The following is an 18,590-nucleotide window of genomic DNA, read 5'->3' as shown; positions in this document are numbered from 1 at the left end:
GGGGCGTTCATGATCTTCCTTCCACGGGAGCGCTGGGAGAGCGGTCCTCCTGGGAGGCCTGGAGCGCCTCGGCATACAGCGCGAGGCTGCGCTCGGCCATCACGTCATGACGGAACTGCTCCACGGCCCGGGCGCGAGCGCCCTGCCCGAGCTTCTGGGCGAGTCCCGGCTCCTCCAGCAGCCGCCGCGCGGCCCGAGCCAGGGCCTCGGCATCGCCCATGGGCACCGTGAGCCCCGTCTGTCCGTGGAGGCTCACCCACGGCACGCCCGAGTGGGGAATCGCGGTGTTGATGACGGGCAGCGCGCTGGCCATGGCCTCGATCTGCGAGAGCCCGTAGGCCTCGCTGCGCGCGTTGCTGGGGAACCACAGCGCCGTGGAGGCGCGATACGCCCCGACGAGCTCATCGGGCGGCAGGTAGCCCGCCCACGTCACCCGTCCCTCCACGCCGAGCGCCCGAGCGCGAGCCTTGCCCTCCTGCTCGAGCGGCCCCACGCCCACCACCAGCAGCTGGCCCGGCACCCGCGTCAGCGCCTCGAGCGCGGTAAAGAGCCCCTTGTAGTAGACGAGCCGCCCCACCATCAGCCACAGCGGCGAGCCCTGCGCCGCGCGCCAGCGAGCCTCGGCCTCCAGCGCCGCGGGCGAGGGCTCCAGATACGGCGCCAGGTCGATGCCCAGCGGCAACTCCCGCACCTTGTCCCGGAAGTGCCTCAGCAGGGGCGAGCCCGACACATACGCCGAGCTGGTGGCGATCAGCCGGCGCGCCCGGGCGTAGAGCACCCACTCGAAGGGGCGGAACAGCGTGCCGGCGATCCGCTGGCGGACGATGTCGCTGTGGTGGGTGACGACGACCGGCGGCAGCCACGGCGCCGCATCCAGCGCCAGCACGAGCGTGGGATTGGGCGTGTGCAGGTGCACCACGTCCACGCCGCGAGCCAGCGCGCTCACCAGCTCGCGAGGCAGCTCCGGCATCACATCCATGCGCAGCACGGAGGCCCACCGGCCCACGCGGATGACGCGCACCGAGCCGTCCCACTCCTCATGGGTGGGGCTGCGGCCCTCGAACTCGTGGCTGAAGCCCTGTCCCGAGGCGGAGGCGTGGTTGATGCACAGCACCTCCACGCGAGCACCCAGGGCCGCCTGTGCGCGAGCGAGCGTCTGGACGTGGGCCTCCATGCCGCCCGAGGCCGGCGGGTAGAACTTCCCCAGGTGCAGCACACGCAGCCCCGCGCCAGCCCGGCTCACGACGACGCCACCCCGTCCTTGGTCTCCTCGGCGTAGTGCCCGTAGTAGCCGCGGTAGTTGAGGTACGTGTCCCGATAGCGCGCGTCCATCACGTCCAGGTCATTGAGGATGGCGCCATACATCTGCGCCTGCACGTCCGCCAGCGAGCGCAGCGCGCGCCGGGCCGACTCGCGGTTGGTCTTCCCCGCGCGCAGCACCAGCACCACGCCATCGGTCTGCGTGGCCAGCACCGCCGAGTCCGACACCGCGTTGAGCGGCGGGCTGTCGAGGATGATGCGATCGAACTTCTCACCGGCCGCCTTGAGCAGGTCGGCGAAGGCCTGGGTGTGCAGCAACTCCGCCGGGTTGGGCGGAATGGGGCCGCACGGCAGCACGAAGAGGTTGGGCACCTCGGTGCTCTTCACCGCGCTGTCCAGCGAGCCCTCGCCCACCACCAGCGAGCTGATGCCCACCTCGTTGGGCACGCCGAAGGCCTTGTGCAGCCGCGGCCGGCGCATGTCCGTGTCGAGCAGCAGCACGCGGTTGCCGCTCTGGGCCATGGCCACGCCCAGGAAGATGCAGGTGGTGGACTTGCCCTCCTGCGGCCCGCTGCTCGTCACCACCAGCGTCTTGAAGGGCTTGTCCGGAGACATGAACAGCAGGTTGGTCCGGATGGCCCGGCAGCACTCGGCCACCGAGGACTTCGGCTGCCGGTGGACGAACAGGTCCCGCTCGCGAGGGTTCTCGCCCTTCTGCTCCACGCGCGGCACGAAGCCCAGGAAGGCCAGCCCCAGCCGCTCCTCCACGTCCGCCTGCGAGGCGACGGTGTTCTCCAGGAACTCCAGCGCCACCACCACGCAGCAGCCCAGGAACAGGCCGAACACGATGGCCATCATCACCGTGCGGCGCACGTTGGGCTTCACGGGCGCGAAGCTGGGCCGCGCCGAATCCAGCACGCGCACGTTCGTGGTGCGCAGCAGGCCCGACAGCTCGATGTCCTTGAGCCGCCGCAGCACCGACTCGTACAGGCGCCGGTTGTTCTCCGCCTCGCGCGTCAGGTTGTCGAACTCGATCTGCCGCTTGCCCAGCTGGAAGGACTCGTCCCGCGCCGCCGCCAGCAGGCGCACCAGGTTCTTCTCCTCCCCCATCGCCGCCGCCAGCTCCGTCTCCGCCTTGCGCACCACGTTGGTGAGGCTGCGCACGAAGTCCTCGCGCACCACCGCCAGCTTGCTGGTGCACTCGATCATCTTCGGGTGCTCGGGCAGGTAGCGCTCGCCCAGCTCCACGCACACCGCGCGCTGCTCGATGAAGCGGCGCTTCAAGTCCTGGATGGCCGTCTCGCTGGCGCCGGGCACCGCCTCCGCCCACGTCTCGTCCCCCTGGGAGCTCTTCTGGAGCTGGCGGATGGCGTCCACGCGCCCCTGCAGGGCGGCGATCTTCGTCCTCACCTGGGTGAGGGTGTTCTCGTAGCTGCTGATGCGCTCGGACACGCTGCTCTTCTTGTTCTCCGCCGAGACGGCGAGCATGTCCGTGTTCTTCTTGAAGTCGTACAGGGCCAGCTCGCTCACCTGCGAGGCCTTCTCGAGCTCGGCCTTGCGCTCCTCGAGCCACTGGGTGGCGCTCTCGGTGGTGCGCAGGCGCAGCGCCAGGTTCTCCGCCATGTAGGCCTGGGCCACCTCGTTGGCGAGCAGCGCCGCGCGCTGGGGATCCAGGTCCTCCACGGCCACGTTCACCACGCGCGAGTCCTTCACCGGCGACACGCCGATGCGAGACTGGAGCAGGCCGGCCGCGTCCGCGCCCTGCATGAGCTGCTGGCGGAGCTTCTCGTCCTTGACGTGCGTCAGCCCCAGGAAGGCCGCGTCATGCTGGAGGCCCAGCTTCTCCACCACCCGGGTGGCCACCGCGCGCGAGGTGATGACCTGGTTCTGGGTGGCGTAGTACTCCTTGTTGAACCAGTAGTTGCCGCGCTCGTCCCCCATCAACTCCTTCACGTCGTTGTCGAGCACGCGAGGGGCGGCCACGTCGATGATGAGGGAGGTGCTGGCGGCGTAGACCTTGGGCTGGCGCAGCGTCTGCACGGAAGCCAGGCCGGTGACGAGCACGGCGACGGCCAGGACGACCCACTTGCGGCGCCAGAACGCGCGCACGTAGCGCATCACGTTCAATGGCGTCAGTCCGGCGCTCGCCGGGTCGTTCACGGAACCTTCCAACGTCGCTCTCCTGGAGACTTCCTCGCGCGGCGGCGCCCCGGCTCGGACACCTGGCCCCGACCTGCACCCACAACCGGCGCCGAGCGTGCCCCTTCCGGGCCAAGGGGTCAATCTTCCAGGACGGGTTGTGGAATGCCTGGATGCTCGCCGGGCGGACCCTTGCCTCCGAGGGCCGCGCACATTGGCCGGGGCGTGTGCTAGTGACGCCCGCGTGAGTCCGCCTCTCTCCGTGGTCGTCCCCTACTCTCCCACCACCGCCGCCATCGCGGCCCGCTTCGCCCAGGCGCTGGCGGGCCGGGCCGAGGTCGTCCTCGCGGGCGAGGGCGCCGTCAACATGCCCTCGGGGCCAGGTGTCCACGTGCTCTCCGGCATGGCCGGCAAGGGAGCAGCCATCCGCGCCGCGCTGGAGAAGGTGACGGGAGCGGTGACGGTGCTCCAGGAGCCGGACGAGGCCTACACGCCCTCCACCTATGAGGCGCTCTGCCGTCCCATCCAGGAGGACACGGCGGACGCCGTCTTCGGCCGCCGCTCGGCGCCGGGGCTGCGGCCGGAGCTGCTGGCCGATCGCGCGCTGGGCGGCTTCACCCGCTTCGTCGCGGACGTGGCGCTGGAGGATCCGCTCACGGGCGTGCGCGCCTTCCGGACGGAGGCGCTGCGCTCGGTGACGCTCACCAGCGAGGACGACGCGGTGGACGCGGAGCTGGTGGTGAAGCTGGCCGCGCAGCTCTACCGGCTGACGGAGGTGCCCCTGCACCTGCAGGCCAGCCCCCGGCACACGCTGGGCTCGCACCTCACGACGCTGCGGACGCTGATGCGGTACGCCACGGTGCGCGACGACGCGGACAACCAGCACGAGGGCTACAGCACGCTGGAGCGGATGGACGGCGCCAACAACTACAACGCCTGGCTGGGCCGCCGGTTCCGCGAGCACCTGGGCCGGCGGGTGCTGGAGATCGGCGCGGGCATCGGGACCATCACCAAGGAGCTGGAGTCGGGGTGCGAGAAGCTCATCGCGCTCGAGGTGGATCGCTTCTACGTGGACCGGCTGAAGAACCTGTTCCGGGGCAAGCCGCACGTGCAGCCGTACCTGTCGGACGTGGCGCTGGCGGACTGGGAGTCGCTGAAGGCCGAGCACCTGGACACCATCGTGCTGTCCAACGTGCTGGAGCACATCCCGGACGACGGGGCGGCGGTGCGGCGCTTTCGGCAGATCCTCCCCGAGGGGGGCAAGGTGCTGGTGCTGGTGCCGGCGCTGCCGCAGCTGTTCGGGGCCATCGACGAGGCGGTGGGGCACTACCGGCGCTACACGCCGGAGACGCTGCGCAAGGTGCTGGAGGAGAACGGCTTCGCGGTGGACACGCTGGAGTGGATGAACCTGGTGGGGATACCGGGGTGGTTCATGAACAGCCGGGTGCTGCGGCGGCGGGCGGTGCCTCGGTTCCAGCTCAAGCTGTATGACCGGCTGGCGCCGCTGCTCGCGGAGGCGGAGCGGCACGTGAAGCTGCCGGTGGGGATGAGTCTGTTCGCGGTTGCACGCGTCACGGGAGAGGCCGGATGAAGAGGGTCGAAGCCATCATCAAGCCGTCGAAGCTGGAAGAGGTGAAGGAAGCGCTGCACAGGCTGGGCGTGCAGGGCATGACGGCCACGGATGTGAAGGGGTTCGGGCGGCAGCGGGGCCACACGGAGTTCTACAAGGGCGCCGAGGCGTCGGTGGGCTTCCTGCAGAAGGTGAAGCTCGAGGTGGTGGTGGACGACGAGCAGGTGGGCCAGGTGGTGGAGGCCATCGTCGGCGCGGCGCGGACGGGGAAGATCGGCGACGGGAAGATCTTCGTGATGCCGGTGGAAGAGGTGATCCGCATCCGCACCGGGGAGCGCGGTAGCAAGGCGCTGTGAGCACGGCGCCCCGACAGGCCGAGCCCGCCGCTCCGAGCACGGCGGAGTCCTCGACGGCTCCCGTGGCGGCGCCGGACCGGATGCCGCGGGTGGTGTGGGCGGTGCTGGTGGCGCTGTATGTGCTGGCGTTCCCGTACCACCCGGGACTGCGCTCGCCGAACGAGCTGTGCCGGCTGTGGCAGACGCGGGCGCTGGTGGAGTACGGGACGCTGGAGATCAACCAGGCCCTCCAGGACTACGGCTACGTGGGGGACCTGTCGGTGAAGGACGGGAAGTACTACTCGTCCAAGGCGCCGCTGCTGTCCTTCGCGGCGGTGCCCATCTACGCGGCGCTGCGAGTGGTGGGCGGCGGCTTCCGGTACGCGGTGCCGGAGGTGCCGCTGGTCTTCTTCACCCGGCTGTTCCTCACGGTGCTGCCGACGCTGCTGATGCTGTGGGGCGTGCGGCGCTTCCTGCGCACGTACGTGACTCCGGGCGTGGCGGACGCGGTGACGGTGACGTACGGGCTGGGCTCGCTGGCGTACAGCTACTCGCTGCTCTTCATGAGCCACCAGACGACGGCGGTGCTGCTCTTCGGGAGCTTCTACGCGCTGTGGCGGTGCGCGCGCGGCGAGTGGCGCGAGCGCGGCTATCTGGTCGCCGGGGCGTACGCGGGAGCGACGGTGGCCGCGGAGTACACGGGCGCGATGGCGGTGCTCGCGCTGGTGCTGTACGCGGTGCTGACGGTGCTGTGGCGGCAGGAGCCCATGCGCGAGCGGCTCGTCCGGCTGGGGCGCGCGGCGGGGCTGGCCACGCTGGGGGCGCTGCCCTTCGTGGTGGGGCTGATGCTCTACCACCAGGCGGCGTTCGGGCACCCGCTGGAGAGCGGCTACAAGCACCTCAACGACGCGGCGTATCAGCCGTGGCACCTGGGAGGCTTCCTGGGCATCCGCTATCCGGATCCGCGAGCCTTCTTCCTCTCCTACTTCAGTCCGCTGCGTGGGCTCTTCACGCTGTCGCCGTTCCTGCTGCTGGCGCTGCCGGGGCTGGTGCTGCTGCGTCGCGAGGGCCGGGCGTCCGTGGAGTCACGAGCGCTGTTCTGGCTCTCGGCGGCGGTGCTGGCGGGCTACACGTACTTCACCTCGTCGTTCACCTATGAGTCGTGGGGCTGGACGACGGGGCCTCGGCACCTGACGGGGCTGGTGCCCTTCCTGCTGCTGCCGGCGGGCCTGCTGCTGGAACGGCTGCGCGCGGGACAGCGCGGATGGCTGCTGGGCGCGGCGGCGGCGGCGTGCATGGTCTCCATCGTCATCACGGGCGCGGCGACGTTCATCAACTACGTGCCGGACGATGTCTCCAACGCCTTCCTCGGGCTGGCGGTACCGCTGCTGAAGTCGGGCTACCTGCCGCCCACCGTGCTGAGCTTCTGGGGCATCTCGCAGCCCGTGGCGGGACTCCCGCTGCTGGTGGGCCTGCTCGCGATGGCGGGCTGGGTCTTCCTGCGGCTGGGCGCGGCCGAGGTGGGCATCCCCGCGCCGACCGTGCTGTTCGGCGGCATGCTCACGGCGGCGCTGCTGCTGGCACTGCAGGGAGCCACCACGAAGCACCACGCGCAGGACCAGGCCGCGGTGCGCTTCCTCCAGTCGCAGTGGCTCACGCCTCCTCGGCGCGCCGTGCCCTTCTGGCCAGACCCGCGAACCTGAGGTTTTGCCGCAGGATTCGTGCCCCCGCCGGTCGCGGCTTCGGCTAACTGGTATGCTTGTCATACCAGTTCGCGCTCCGTCGCCGGAAAGCCCCCGGTGCCGTCGATCCGCCTGTGCTAGAAAATCCGCACTCATTGCGCGAAGACGGGCCGGGCTCCGCGCAAGACGTCTGCCCCCGTGACGTCACCCTGAGGAGAAGATGAGAGCCCTGCTCCTGCTTCTGCCCCTGCTGGCCCTGCCCGCTCTGGCCGCCCCCCGACAGGCGTACGTCCTGCGAATCGAAGGTGCCGATGCCTTCGTCGACCTCGGGCGCGCGGATGCCGCCGCACCCGGCACCCGGCTCCGCGTCTACCGCGTCATCGAGGCCCGCCACCCGGCCACCGGCAAGGTGCTGAGAGATCGCTTCCTCCTCGGCGAGGCGGAGGTCCTCGAAGCCGGAGAGGCGCTCTCGCGCATCGGCGGCGCCAAGGAGTTCCTCCTGCGCCTCGAGGTGGGTGACGAGGTCGAGCTCGCGGTGGCTCCTGCCGTGCCGCCCACCACGCCCACCACCACCGCCAGGCCCGGTGCTCCCGCCTCCCCCACCCCTCCCGATGCCGAGCGGGCCGCCCTGCGCTCCTCATGGGATGCCGCGCTGAAGCTCCCGCCCTCCGAGCGTGCCCGTGTCTGGGAGGGGTTCCTCGCCGCCTGGCCCCAGACGGATCTCGCCGGCCCCATCCGCGCCGAGATCGCGCTGCTGCGCGCTACCCCGGCTGCTCAGCCGGGAGAAGAGGCCCCCACCCCGCCCGCCGAGTCCGTTCTGAAGGTGGCGGGCCCGGACACCGCGCTCGTCGGCGAGCCCGTCATCATCTCCCTCACGCACCTGGCCGGCCCGGCACCTCGAGGCGCCATGCTGCACTGGCGCCAGCAAGGTGCTCCCGGCTTCCAGACGCACCACATGCGCGCCGAGCCCACGGGCCACTTCCGAGCGCAGCTCCCCCAGGACTCCGTGGCGGAGCCGGCCATCGAGTACTTCGTCGAGGCCACGCTGGAAGACGGCGCCACCCAGCCCGTCGCCGGCAGCGCCACCCAGCCCCAGCGCGTCGCCATCAAGCTCCCGCCGAGCGCCCGGCTCATCGAGCGCGAGAACCGCAGCCGCGTGCGCATCCACGACGAGTACGTCGACTTCAACCGCTTCAAGGGCAACGACGTCTACAACCTCTTCGAGGTGGACTTCCTCTACCGCGTCCTCACCACCGTACACTCGGTCCGCGTCGGCTTTGGCAGCTACCAGGGACGGGGCACCCCGAAGGAGCTGCTGGACACGGACACCGCCCCGAAGCGCGTGGGCTTCACCTACGGCTTCAGCGAGCTCGAGCTCCGCCTCCTCCCCTCGCTGGCGGGGCTCGCCCGGGTCAGCGCGGGCGTCAACCGCGAGGGCCTCACCACCGGCCTGGAGCTGGGCATGCGCATCGGCAGCGAGACGGGCACGTCCCTCACCGTGCGCGGCGCCACCATCCGCAACATCGGCAAGCGCGCCAACCTCGCCCTCGCCTGGGATGCCGTCCGAGGCTGGCCCATGAGCGCCGAGGTGGTCGTCACCAACGAGCCCATCGGCGAGGACCTCGGCGTGCGCCTGCTCTACACCGTGGGCCGCTCCGTGACGCCCTGGCTCGATGTGTCCGGGCGCGTGGGCTACCAGCTGCGCGACATCAACCACTCCGGCCTCACCCTGGGGCTGGGCACCACCTTCCACTGGTAGCGGTCACCGGAGAGCCCTCCCATGACGCCACTGTCCACCGCCACCGCCCTCCTCCTCTGGCTCGCCACCCAGGCGCCCCAGGCCAGCAAGCCCCCAGCGCCTGCGCCTCCGCCGCTCGAGGTGCGCCACGTCCCCCTGGCCCAGGTGTTCTCAGGGCGGGGAGAGCTCGTCCTCGAGGCCGAAGTCACCCCGGCCTTCCGTCTCGGCCAGCTCGTCGCCCACCACCGCGTCGCCGGGCAGTCCACCTTCCAGGAGACGGCCTTCACGCTCATCGAGCCGAGCCACTACGCCGCCACCCTGCCCCTGCCTCCCGAGCAGCGAGCACCGGTGGAGTACTACCTCACGGTCCGCGACACGGACGGCAAGCAGTCCTTCCCCTTCGCCAGCGCCGAGGCGCCCCACACCGTGCTCATCCAGGTGCCGGACAAGGAGCTCGAGCGCGAGGCGCTGCTGGCTTCCCATGGCCACCGCCGCTCGCGCGTGGCCCTCTTCGCCGAGTACGTGGACTATGGCTCCACCCGCGCGGGCACCGTCCGCTACCTGGATCGCTACTACCGGCTCGAGGCGGACTACCTCCACCGGCTCCTCACGGACGTGGCGGGCATCCGGGTGGACTCCATCCGCATCGGCGTGGGCCACCTGCGCGCCCGGATTCCTCCCTCCGAGCTCCCCATCCCCTCGGAGTTCCCCCCGCTGGAGATACCTCCCACGCGACGCACGGGCCTCGACTACGGCTTCTCCGAGCTGGAGGTGAGCCTGAGCCCCCACTTCGGCTACACCACGCGGCTGGTGCTCGGAGGAAACGCCGAGGGCTTCGCCGCGGGGCTCGGTGGACGGCTCCGCATCGGCCCGGTGCGAGGCTCCCACGTCGAGCTCGAGGGGGAGACGACCTCGGGCCTCGGCAGCTCGGGCACGGTGCGCCTGGCCTGGGACACCGTGCCCCGCGTGCCCATGAGCGCCGCCATCCAGGTGACCAGCTTCCCGGACGGCCCCACCGGCGTGCGCCTGCTCTACCGCGCGGACTTCGAGCTCTCTCCGTCCCTCACCCTGGGAGCCCAGGTGGGCTACCAGGCCCGCATCTCCATCAGCGGTGGACCCACCCTGGGGCTGGCCTCGAGCTACGCCTGGTAGGAGAGGAGCCACACCCATGGTGCTGACGGCCTTCGTGCTCCTGCTGCTCTCGGCGGAGCCCAACCCCACCTTCGCGGTGGTCACCACCGCGTCCCCCGAGCTCGCCCGTGTGGCGGACACCGCGGGGACGACCCTGGCCGAGCGGCTCGAGCTGACCCATGTGGAGCTGGGCGGCCACCTCAAGACGATGGGAGCCGGGTGCGTCGCGGAGCTGCGCTGCCTCGCCTCCGCGCCGGGGCTCGCGGAGGTCGCGCGCATGCTGCACCTGAGCGTGCGGCGGCTCTCCGGCGGCCGGCTGGCCGTGGAGCTGCGCTACATCGACCGCGCACGGCTGGTGCTGCTGGACCGGAGCGCCGCCATCGTCGAGCCCGGCGAGCTCTCCACCTGGGCCGAGCAGGCCGCCACGCGCATCTTCACCCGCCTCAACGCGCCGGCGCGAACCCTGCCTCCGAGCCCCTTCTCCGCCAGGCCTCCCGCTCCGGCCCCGAGGGCGCCCCCGGTGGCCCCACCGGGCAAGGGTGTCCGAGGCGCGGACGAGGAGCCCTGAGCCCGACGCGCCCAGACTCGACACGGACTGTCATCCTCTAGATGATGGAGGGCGCTCGCATCATGGCCCTCGCGTCGCCGCTCGGGTACGGAGCCATGATTCAGGTCTGCGTAGCCCTAGCCGGAGAGTTTCATGGGAAGCCTCGAACCGAACGATCGTGAGCTGGCGTCGTACTGGATGCCGTTCACGCACAACCGCTACTTCAAGCAGCACCACGCCCGCCGCATGCTCGCCAAGGCGGAGGGCTCGTATTACTGGACCACCGAGGGCGACAAGCTCTTCGACGCGCTCTCCGGCCTGTGGTGCTCCGGCCTGGGCCACCGCCACCCGAAGATCGTCGAGGCGGTGAAGCAGCAGCTCGACTCGGTGGACTACAGCCCCGCCTTCCAGATGGGCTACGGCCCCACCTTCAAGCTGGCCGAGCGCATCGTCAGCATGGCGCCGGCCGGCATGGGCCAGGTGTTCTTCGTCAACTCGGGCTCCGAGGCCGTGGACACCTCGCTGAAGATGGCACTGGCCTACCACCGCGTGAAGGGCGAGGCCCACCGCACCCGCTTCATCGGCCGCGAGAAGGGCTACCACGGCGTGGGCTTCGGCGGCATCTCCGTGGGCGGCATGGTGGCCAACCGGAAGATGTACCCCACGGCCATGCTCACCGGCGTGGACCACCTGCCCCACACCCACAACCTCAAGGAGATGGCCTTCACCAAGGGCGAGCCCACCTGGGGCCTGCAGCTGGCCAACGAGCTCGAGCGGCTCATCGCCCTGCACGACGCCTCCACCATCGCCGCCGTCATCGTCGAGCCGATGCAGGGCTCGGCCGGCGTCATCGTCCCGCCCAAGGGCTACCTCCAGCGCCTGCGGGAGATCTGCTCCAAGAACGGCATCCTGCTCATCTTCGACGAGGTGATTACCGGCTTCGGCCGCATGGGCGCCAACTTCGCCGCGCAGCACTACGGCGTGGTGCCGGACATGATCACCTTCGCCAAGGGCGTCAACAACGGCACCGTGCCCATGGGCGGCGTCATCGTCCGCAAGGACATCCACGACGCGCTGATGACGGGCCCGGACCACATGGTGGAGTTCTTCCACGGCTACACCTACTCGGGCCACCCGCTGGCCGTGGCCGCCGCGCATGCCACGCTGGACGTGCTGGCCTCCGAGGGCATCAACGAGCGCGTGAAGTCGCTGGTGCCGGTGCTCGAGGACGCCATCCACGGCCTCAAGGGCGAGCCCAACGTCATCGACATCCGCAACTGCCAGCTCGCCGCCGCGGTGGAGCTCTCGCCCATCGACGGCAAGCCCGGCCTGCGCGCCATCAAGGTGTTCGAGGAGGCGCTCAAGCGCGGCGTGCTCTTCCGCTTCACCGGCGACATCCTCGCCATGGGCCCGCCGTTCCACTCCACCCCGGACGAGCTGCGCCGCATGGCCGAGGTGCTGCGCGACTCCATCCGCGCCGCCGGGTAGCCCCTGGGGCTTCCCAGACGTACCCCGCAAAGACGACACCCCCGGAGGAAGCTCCCCCGGGGGTGCCTGTCACTCGGCGCTCGACCCGCTCGGGCTAATTAGTAGGTGCCCTTGAGCGAGACGCTCGAGTACGAGGAGTAGCCGCGCAGCATGACGTGGTAGCGGCCGGCGGTGCTCTTCGCCGCGAGGTTGCACGTCTCGTTGTTGCCGCTCAGGTACGGGCGGCAGTCGTACGAGGAGGTGGTCGGCTGCGCGTCGAACTTCACGTACATGTCCGCGTCACCCGAGCCGCCGCTCATCACGAACGAGACCGCGCGGCTGGCCGGCACGTCCAGGTAGTAGTAGGTCGCCGAGCTCGCCGCGCCCGACAGGCCCGTCTTCGCCACGCCGTTGCTCAGCGCGGTGCCGCCCGAGCTGGTGCTGCCCACGCCCACCGCCTGCCAGGCCGCCGACACGGAGGCCACGTCGGCCGCCGAGTAGCCCAGCTGCGTGGCGGCCTGCTCCGTGTACGTCTTCGCCTGCGCGAAGGTGGTGGAGGCCGTCATCAGGTCCACGTTGGCCTTGTAGAAGATGCGAGCGGCCTTCTCGACGCCGATGCCCGTCACGCTGACGGTGGAGCGGCCGCGCGGGTGCGTGCCACCCTTGGACAGCAGGGTGAAGGCCAGGTTGGCGATGCCCGAGCTGTAGTGCACGTCCGTGCTGGAGGTGTAGTCGGCGAAGAAGTCGAGCGACACGCCGTCCTTCCTCGGGTCGTCCATGTAGCGGAGCGCGTCACCCGCGGTGGCCGGCGTCCAGACGTCCTCGCCGACCTTCCAGATGTCCGCGCCGGTGCTCCAGGTGCCGCTCGCCCAGCTCTCGCACACCGCGGCGAAGATGTCGCTCATCGCCTCGTTGAGGCCGCCGGACTGGCCGGAGTACGTCAGGTTGGACTCGGAGCTGGTCACCGCGTGCGTCAGCTCGTGCGTGGTGACGTCCGCGTCCAGGCCCAGCGCGATGGAGGTGGTGCCGTTGCCGTCGCCGTACACCATCTGGGTGCCGTTCCAGTAGGCGTTCACGTAGTTGGTGCTGTAGTGCACCGTGCTCTTCAGCTGCGCGCCCGCGTTGTTGTACGAGTCGCGGTTGAACAGCGTCTTGTAGCAGTTGTAGGTGTCGCCCAGCCGCGCGTAGTTGGTGTCGACGTGGTTGTCACCGGTGGCCGCGCCGCCCTCGGAGCGCTTGAGCGTGCCGGGCAGGCTGGTGCCGTTGTTGGCGCTGTACAGCGCGCGGTTGAGCGCGGTGTGGATCTCCGAGCGCTTCTCCAGCAGGGAGCCGTCCGCCGCGCTGATATAGGTGCGCTCGCGGATGGGCAGGTCGCGCCCCTCGCCGACGACCATCAGCTCGTAGGCCAGCTTCAGCTTCTGGTCCGCGCCCGTGCGCACGTACACCAGGCGGGGCTCACCCTCTACCTCGATGCGGCGGCCCAGCACGGACAGCGAGCGCAGCGCCGCGTTGCGCGCCGCCTCCGGAGCGATGGCGGGCTTGGCGGAGACGGACTCCCCGTCGCGCGCCGTGCCGTTGGCCGCGAAGATGTTGCCGGCCTTGTCCACGTGGACGACGAGCTCCTCGCCAGCCACCAGCAGGCCGTTCTTCAGCTGCTGATAGCGGATGTGGCTGTTGCCCCGCTCGTCGGTGTTGATGCGCCGGACGATCAGGTCCGCGGCCTTCATGCGGAACGCGGCGGCGATGCCCGGCAGCGCCGAGCTGACCTGGCCATGGGCGTTGAGCGCCGACAGGCCCAGGACCGAGCCCGACGCCGAGCCCAGCCGGCCCTCGATCATGAACGGTACGCCGTTGTCATGGGCGCCTACCGTGCGGGCGTTGGGGAGCGCCGCGAGCGCGGACTGCACGTCTCCCAGGGCGAGCTCCTCCGCCTTCTCCGTTCCCGGAGCAGCGGCTTCCGGATCAGCCATCTCGCAGGCGGCGAGGGGCAGAGTGGCGAGCAGTGCGGCGACGATGCGATTGCGAACCAAGGAGATCCTCCTGCTAACGGCGGGGGTGCCGTGTGCACTGAGGCACTAAGCAGGGATTGGGCCAGTCACATAAAAACCATGGAATTCATGGGCTTATGAGCTGTGCTGCTAGGAGGGGTGGATCACGCTTGTCGCACAACACCACGCGAAAAATGTATCACTCGTTTACAGCCTCTCCGCTCAACTCCCTGGAATCACTCGGCAACGAGGGCTCGGGTGGCGCGTCGGGCGCACGGGGCGAATTGCCTCACGTGGGTCAAACTTCCCCAGGGCAGCCCTCCAAGCCAGAAACGACTAGCGCGTAATACTCCTTAATCATTTGAGATACAACCGCCCACGCCCGCGCGGTGGGCGCAGTGGAGCGAGTCTGCCGTGGGAGAACTTTCGCGACGGTGGGCCGTTCCTCGGCAACGCTCATCTCCTCTTCAGGAGCCTGCATGCTCATCGACATCGCCCCACGGACCCTCGTGGTGCTGCTCGCCGTGGGTCTGGCCGTCCCCGCCACCGTCCAACACCTCGTCACCGCCAAGGCGGACACGGGCTCGCTCGGGGGACCGAACCGCCATCTGACGTTCATCAGCACGGACAAGCCGCTGTACCGGCCCGGTGAGCAGGTGCTGGCGCGAGGCCTGATGCTCGAGGCGATCAGCCACAAGCCCGGCGGCCAGCAGCAGCTGGCGCTGATCGAGATCCGCGGGCCCAAGGGGGACGTGGTCACCACCGCGCGGGTGCAGACGCAGGACTCGGTCTGGGGCTACGCGTGGACGGTGCCTGCGGAGCAGGCGGGAGGCGAGTACACGCTCCAGGTCACCTACCCCCAGACGGGTGAGGCTCCGGCGGAGCGGAAGTTCGACGTGCGCGCCTACCGTGCGCCGCGGCTCAAGTCGCAGATCGAGTTCCTCCGCGATGGCTATGGACCGGGAGACTCGGTCACCGCCACGCTGGACGTGAAGCGCGCCGAGGGCGGTGTGCCGGCGGGAGCGAAGGTCACCGCCACGGCGGTGGTGGATGGAGCCACCGCGGCGCAGGTGACGGGCACCGTCGACGCGAAGGGGCTGTGCACGGTCAGCTTCAAGCTGCCGGCGAGGATGGCTCGCGGCGAGGGCTCGCTGGCCTTCGCCATCGAGGACGGCGGCGTGGTGGAGACGGCGGCCAAGACGATCCCCATCCTGCTGCAGACGCTGGACCTGGCCTTCTACCCGGAGGGCGGAGAGCTGGTGGGCGGCCTGGGCGCGCGCGTCTACTTCGAGGCGAAGACGCCGGCACGGAAGCCAGCGGACCTGGTGGGCGCGGTGATCGACCAGGCCACGGGCCAGACGGTGGCCTCGGTGCGCTCCGAGCACGAGGGGCGCGGCCGCTTCGAGTTCACCCCGAAGGCGGGCACGAAGTACGCGCTGCGCATCGACGAGCCGTCGGGCATCCAGAAGACCTTCCCACTGCCCGAGGTGAAGCCCCAGGGCGCCGTGCTGCGCGCGAGCGAGGACGTGGTGGCCGCGGGCAGGCCCGTCACCCTCTCCGTGGCGCTCTCGGGCGTGAGCAAGGCGAAGGTGACGCTGAGCAAGCGCGAGGTGGAGCTGGCCTCGGCGCAGGTCGGCCCCGGGGACAAGGTGACGCTCGATCCGAAGGACGCGGACGGCGTGCTCGTCGCCACGGTGTGGGACGGGAACGGGCGCCCGCTCGCGGAGCGGCTGGTGTTCCGCCAGCCGGCGAAGGCGCTCGACGTCGAGCTGCGGCTGGACAAGAAGAGCTACGTGCCGGGCGACACGGTGAAGCTCACCGCCCGGACGACGCGCGACGGCAAGCCGGTCTCCGCGCTGGTGATGCTCACCGTGACGGATGACGCGGTGCTCGAGCTCATCGAGAAGCGGGACCAGGCGCCCCAGCTGCCGGTGATGGTGCTGCTGGAGCCCGAGGTGAAGGAACTGGCCGACGCGCAGGTGTACCTGGACGAGAAGCACCCCAAGGCGAAGCTGGCGGTGGACCTGCTGCTGGGCACTCAGGGCTGGCGGCGGTTCGCGCTCGCGGATCCGGTGAGCTTCGTGGCGCGGCACGGGGATGCGGCCCGGCGAGTGTTCGCCGTCCGCGTGCCGGTGGCGCGGCCCCGGTTCTTCGAGGAGGAAATGGCCGTCGCCGAGGGCGCCGTGGCGGCTGGCGCTCCGCCTCCGCAGGCTGCCCCTCCGATGCCCAAGGGAGCACCGCCGAGGCCCGCCCGGCCCATGCCCGTCGCCGCGCCTGCGCCGATGGCGGGGCTCCCACCGCCCGCGCCTCCTCCGGCGTTCCCCGCCGGGCAGGCCATGCCGCGACAGCAGGCTAACGAGCGGGCCAACAAGCAGATGGTCGCCGCGGAGCACAGGGCGAAGGAGGCCAAGAGGGACATGGGGCTGTTTGCCGACAGGCTCGAAGTGGCTGCCGAGCCGCCCTACGAGCAGCCAGTGGTCTACATCCGCGAGTACGCGCACACGGTGCGGCCGGGCCGCAAGGCGGGAGACCGCGTGGACTTCTCGGAGACGCTCTACTGGAACGCGGGCGTCCGCACCTCCGCGCGGACGGGAGAGGTCCAGGTCTCCTTCGGACTGAACGACTCGGTGACGTCGTTCAAGGCCTTCGCGGGCACGGTGGGAGATGACGGGGCGCTCGGCTCGGCGGTGGCGGCCATCGAGTCGGTGCAGCCCTTCTACCTGGAGCCGAAGCTGCCGCTCGAGGTGACCTCGGGGGACATCATCCAGCTCCCGGTGGCGCTGGTGAACGGCACCGAGTCGGCGCTGAAGGGCGCGGGCGTGAGGATCGACTTCAAGGGAGACCTGAAGGTGGCCTCCATGGGCCCGGTGGACCTGGCGGCCCGGGAGCGCGCCCGGCGCATCGTGGAGCTGAAGATCGGCCACCAGTCCCAGCCCGTGGACCTGAAGCTCACGGCGAGCGCGGGCGACTACGCGGACACGGTGACGCGCACGGTGGCCATCAAGCCCAACGGATTTCCCATCCGGAGCTCGTTCGGCGGACTGGTGTCGGCGCAGAAGCCGGCGTCTCACACGGTGACGCTGCCGGCGAACCTGGTGCGCGGCAGCGTGAAGACGTCCATCGTGGTGTACCCGAGCCCGCTGGCGAACATGACGGAGTCGCTGGCGCGGCTCATCCAGGAGCCCTCGGGCTGCTTCGAGCAGACGAGCTCCACGACGTACCCGATGACGATGGCGCAGCAGTACTTCCAGTCCCACAGCGGGGTGGACCCGAAGCTGGTGGCCTCGGCGCGCGAGAAGCTGGAGGCGGGCTACAAGCGGCTGGTGGGCTTCGAGTGCCCGGAGAAGGGCTACGAGTGGTTCGGAGAGAACCCCGGCCACGAGGCGCTCACGGCGTTCGGCCTGCTGCACTTCGCGGACATGAAGCAGGTGCGGGACGTGGACAGCGCCATGCTGGAGCGCACGCGGGCGTGGCTGCTGCGGCAGCGGGACGGCAAGGGCGGCTTCGAGCGCAAGCGCCGCGCGCTGCACACCTGGATCGAGGACAAGGACACCTCGGACGCGTACATCCTCTGGGCGCTGCTGGAGAGCGCGCCCCGGCCCGCCGAGGCGGCACGGGAGCTGTCCAAGGAGCTCGCCTCCTTGAAGGTGGCGGCGACGAAGAGCCAGAACAGCTACGTGCTGGCGCTGGCGGCGAACACGCTGTCGCTGGCGGGGGATGCGGCGGAGGCCCGGAAGCTGATGGAGCGGCTGGCCGCGAAGCAGGGCAAGGAGGGCGTGGTGGAGGGCGGCAAGCAGTCCATCGTCGGCAGCATGGGCGAGACGCTGCAGATTGAGACCACGGCCCTGGCGGTGCTGGCGTGGCTGAGGGACTCCTCCTATGCGGCGAACGTGCAGCGCTCGATGAAGTTCCTGGCGAGCTCGTGCGAGGGGGGCCGCTACGGCTCGACGCAGAGCACGGTGCTGGCGCTGCGAGCCATCGTGGCCTTCGACAAGGCGCAGGCGGCGAAGCGGTCGGGCGGCGCGGTGCGGGTGTACGTGGACGGCCAGCCGGTGGGCAGCGCGGTGAGGTTCGAGGCGACGGCCCAGGAGGCCATCAAGCTGCCGGACGTGTCCGAGCTGCTCACCACGGGAGACCGGAAGATCGAGCTGCGGATGGAGGGCGGCGCGCAGCTGCCATACTCGGTGGAGGTCGTCTACAACGCGCTGGTGCCGGACAGCTCGCCGGAGACGCGGGTGGGGATGGAGGTGGCGCTGGCGAAGACGGCGCTCACCGAGGGAGAGCCCACCGAGGCGCGGGTGCTGGTGTCCAACAAGACGGACGAGAAGCTGCCGACGGCGGTGGCCATCTTCGGCGTGCCGGGAGGGCTCGAGGTGCGCCACGACCAGCTCAAGGAGCTGGTGAAGCGGAAGACGGTGGACGCCTACGAAGTCATCGGCCGCGACGTGGTGCTGTACTGGCGAGGCCTGGAGCCGCGGAAGAAGCTGGACGTGCCAGTGTCGCTGATCGCCGCGGTGCCCGGCACCTACACGGGCCCGGCGAGCCGCGCGTACCTCTACTACGCGGACGAGCACAAGGCCTGGATCAACGGCGTGAAGGTGTCCATCGCCCCGAAGCAGTGAGGCCCCATCAGCCAGGGCCGCGCCATCCCACTGTCACTCCCATGACAGTGGGTGGCTTCCGGGAGCGCTGGATTCCGGCCGTGTGCGAAAGCATGATTCCAAGGAGCCGAT

11 protein-coding genes are annotated in these 18,590 nt (G+C 70.4%); 8 read left to right on the top strand and 3 right to left on the bottom strand.

The genetic code is table 11. The features are described from left to right. Positions 1–7: 7 nt before the first annotated feature. Positions 8–1,174: a glycosyltransferase gene (locus tag KY572_RS14840; RefSeq protein WP_224243337.1), complete on the bottom strand. Its 1,167-nt coding sequence runs from the start codon at positions 1,172–1,174 to the stop codon at positions 8–10. A 65-nt stretch (positions 1,175–1,239) separates the two neighbouring features. Then, positions 1,240–3,378: a GumC family protein gene (locus KY572_RS14835; RefSeq protein ID WP_407659959.1), complete on the bottom strand. Its 2,139-nt coding sequence runs from the start codon at positions 3,376–3,378 to the stop codon at positions 1,240–1,242. Between the two features lie 265 nt (positions 3,379–3,643). On the opposite strand from KY572_RS14835, the gene KY572_RS14830 reads away from it, so the two are divergent. The 7 genes from KY572_RS14830 (at position 3,644) to KY572_RS14800 (ending at position 11,890) form a co-directional block, all read left to right on the top strand. Beyond that, positions 3,644–4,990: a methyltransferase domain-containing protein gene (locus tag KY572_RS14830; protein WP_224243255.1), complete on the top strand. Its 1,347-nt coding sequence runs from the start codon at positions 3,644–3,646 to the stop codon at positions 4,988–4,990. Then, the gene (locus KY572_RS14825) at positions 4,987–5,325 is read left to right on the top strand and encodes a P-II family nitrogen regulator (RefSeq protein WP_224243254.1); all 339 of its coding nucleotides are present in this window, start codon (positions 4,987–4,989) and stop codon (positions 5,323–5,325) included. The genes KY572_RS14830 and KY572_RS14825 overlap by 4 nt, the downstream gene beginning before the upstream one ends. 80 nt (positions 5,326–5,405) lie before the next feature. Further along, positions 5,406–7,007, top strand: a complete 1,602-nt coding sequence (locus tag KY572_RS14820; RefSeq protein ID WP_224243336.1) for a hypothetical protein — start codon at positions 5,406–5,408, stop codon at positions 7,005–7,007. Positions 7,008–7,206: 199 nt separating this feature from the next. Further along, positions 7,207–8,745, top strand: a complete 1,539-nt coding sequence (locus KY572_RS14815; RefSeq protein WP_224243253.1) for a hypothetical protein — start codon at positions 7,207–7,209, stop codon at positions 8,743–8,745. A 21-nt stretch (positions 8,746–8,766) separates the two neighbouring features. Beyond that, on the top strand, positions 8,767–9,876 hold the full coding sequence (locus KY572_RS14810; protein ID WP_224243252.1) for a hypothetical protein: 1,110 nt from the start codon (positions 8,767–8,769) through the stop codon (positions 9,874–9,876). A 16-nt stretch (positions 9,877–9,892) separates the two neighbouring features. Then, positions 9,893–10,423, top strand: coding sequence for a hypothetical protein (locus KY572_RS14805; RefSeq protein WP_224243251.1), 531 nt, complete (start codon positions 9,893–9,895; stop codon positions 10,421–10,423). Between the two features lie 132 nt (positions 10,424–10,555). Beyond that, entirely contained in the window at positions 10,556–11,890 is a 1,335-nt protein-coding gene (locus tag KY572_RS14800; RefSeq protein ID WP_224243250.1) for an aspartate aminotransferase family protein, read from the top strand. A 98-nt stretch (positions 11,891–11,988) separates the two neighbouring features. Here the strand turns inward: KY572_RS14800 and KY572_RS14795 are convergent, their stop codons facing one another. Further along, entirely contained in the window at positions 11,989–13,899 is a 1,911-nt protein-coding gene (locus tag KY572_RS14795; RefSeq protein WP_224243249.1) for a M4 family metallopeptidase, read from the bottom strand. 437 nt (positions 13,900–14,336) lie between these two features. On the opposite strand from KY572_RS14795, the gene KY572_RS14790 reads away from it, so the two are divergent. Next, positions 14,337–18,479 carry an MG2 domain-containing protein gene (locus KY572_RS14790; protein ID WP_224243248.1) on the top strand — a complete coding sequence of 1,381 codons (4,143 nt, stop codon included), beginning with the start codon at positions 14,337–14,339 and terminating at the stop codon, positions 18,477–18,479. Positions 18,480–18,590: the final 111 nt, after the last annotated feature.

This window comes from Hyalangium gracile (assembly GCF_020103725.1).
Classification (GTDB): Bacteria; Myxococcota; Myxococcia; order Myxococcales; family Myxococcaceae; genus Hyalangium; species Hyalangium gracile.
This window is presented reverse-complemented; position numbering and strand designations above follow the sequence as displayed.

Bases quoted from the DNA above. Each gene is read 5' to 3' on its own strand.
- KY572_RS14825 (WP_224243254.1), top strand. From the start codon at position 4,987: ATGAAGAGGGTCGAAGCCATCATCAAGCCGTCGAAGCTGGAAGAGGTG.
- KY572_RS14840 (WP_224243337.1), bottom strand. From the start codon at position 1,174: ATGGAGGCCCACGTCCAGACGCTCGCTCGCGCACAGGCGGCCCTGGGT.
- KY572_RS14835 (WP_407659959.1), bottom strand. From the start codon at position 3,378: ATGCGCTACGTGCGCGCGTTCTGGCGCCGCAAGTGGGTCGTCCTGGCC.
- KY572_RS14790 (WP_224243248.1), top strand. From the start codon at position 14,337: ATGCTCATCGACATCGCCCCACGGACCCTCGTGGTGCTGCTCGCCGTG.
- KY572_RS14805 (WP_224243251.1), top strand. From the start codon at position 9,893: ATGGTGCTGACGGCCTTCGTGCTCCTGCTGCTCTCGGCGGAGCCCAAC.
- KY572_RS14810 (WP_224243252.1), top strand. From the start codon at position 8,767: ATGACGCCACTGTCCACCGCCACCGCCCTCCTCCTCTGGCTCGCCACC.
- KY572_RS14820 (WP_224243336.1), top strand. From the start codon at position 5,406: ATGCCGCGGGTGGTGTGGGCGGTGCTGGTGGCGCTGTATGTGCTGGCG.
- KY572_RS14815 (WP_224243253.1), top strand. From the start codon at position 7,207: ATGAGAGCCCTGCTCCTGCTTCTGCCCCTGCTGGCCCTGCCCGCTCTG.
- KY572_RS14800 (WP_224243250.1), top strand. From the start codon at position 10,556: ATGGGAAGCCTCGAACCGAACGATCGTGAGCTGGCGTCGTACTGGATG.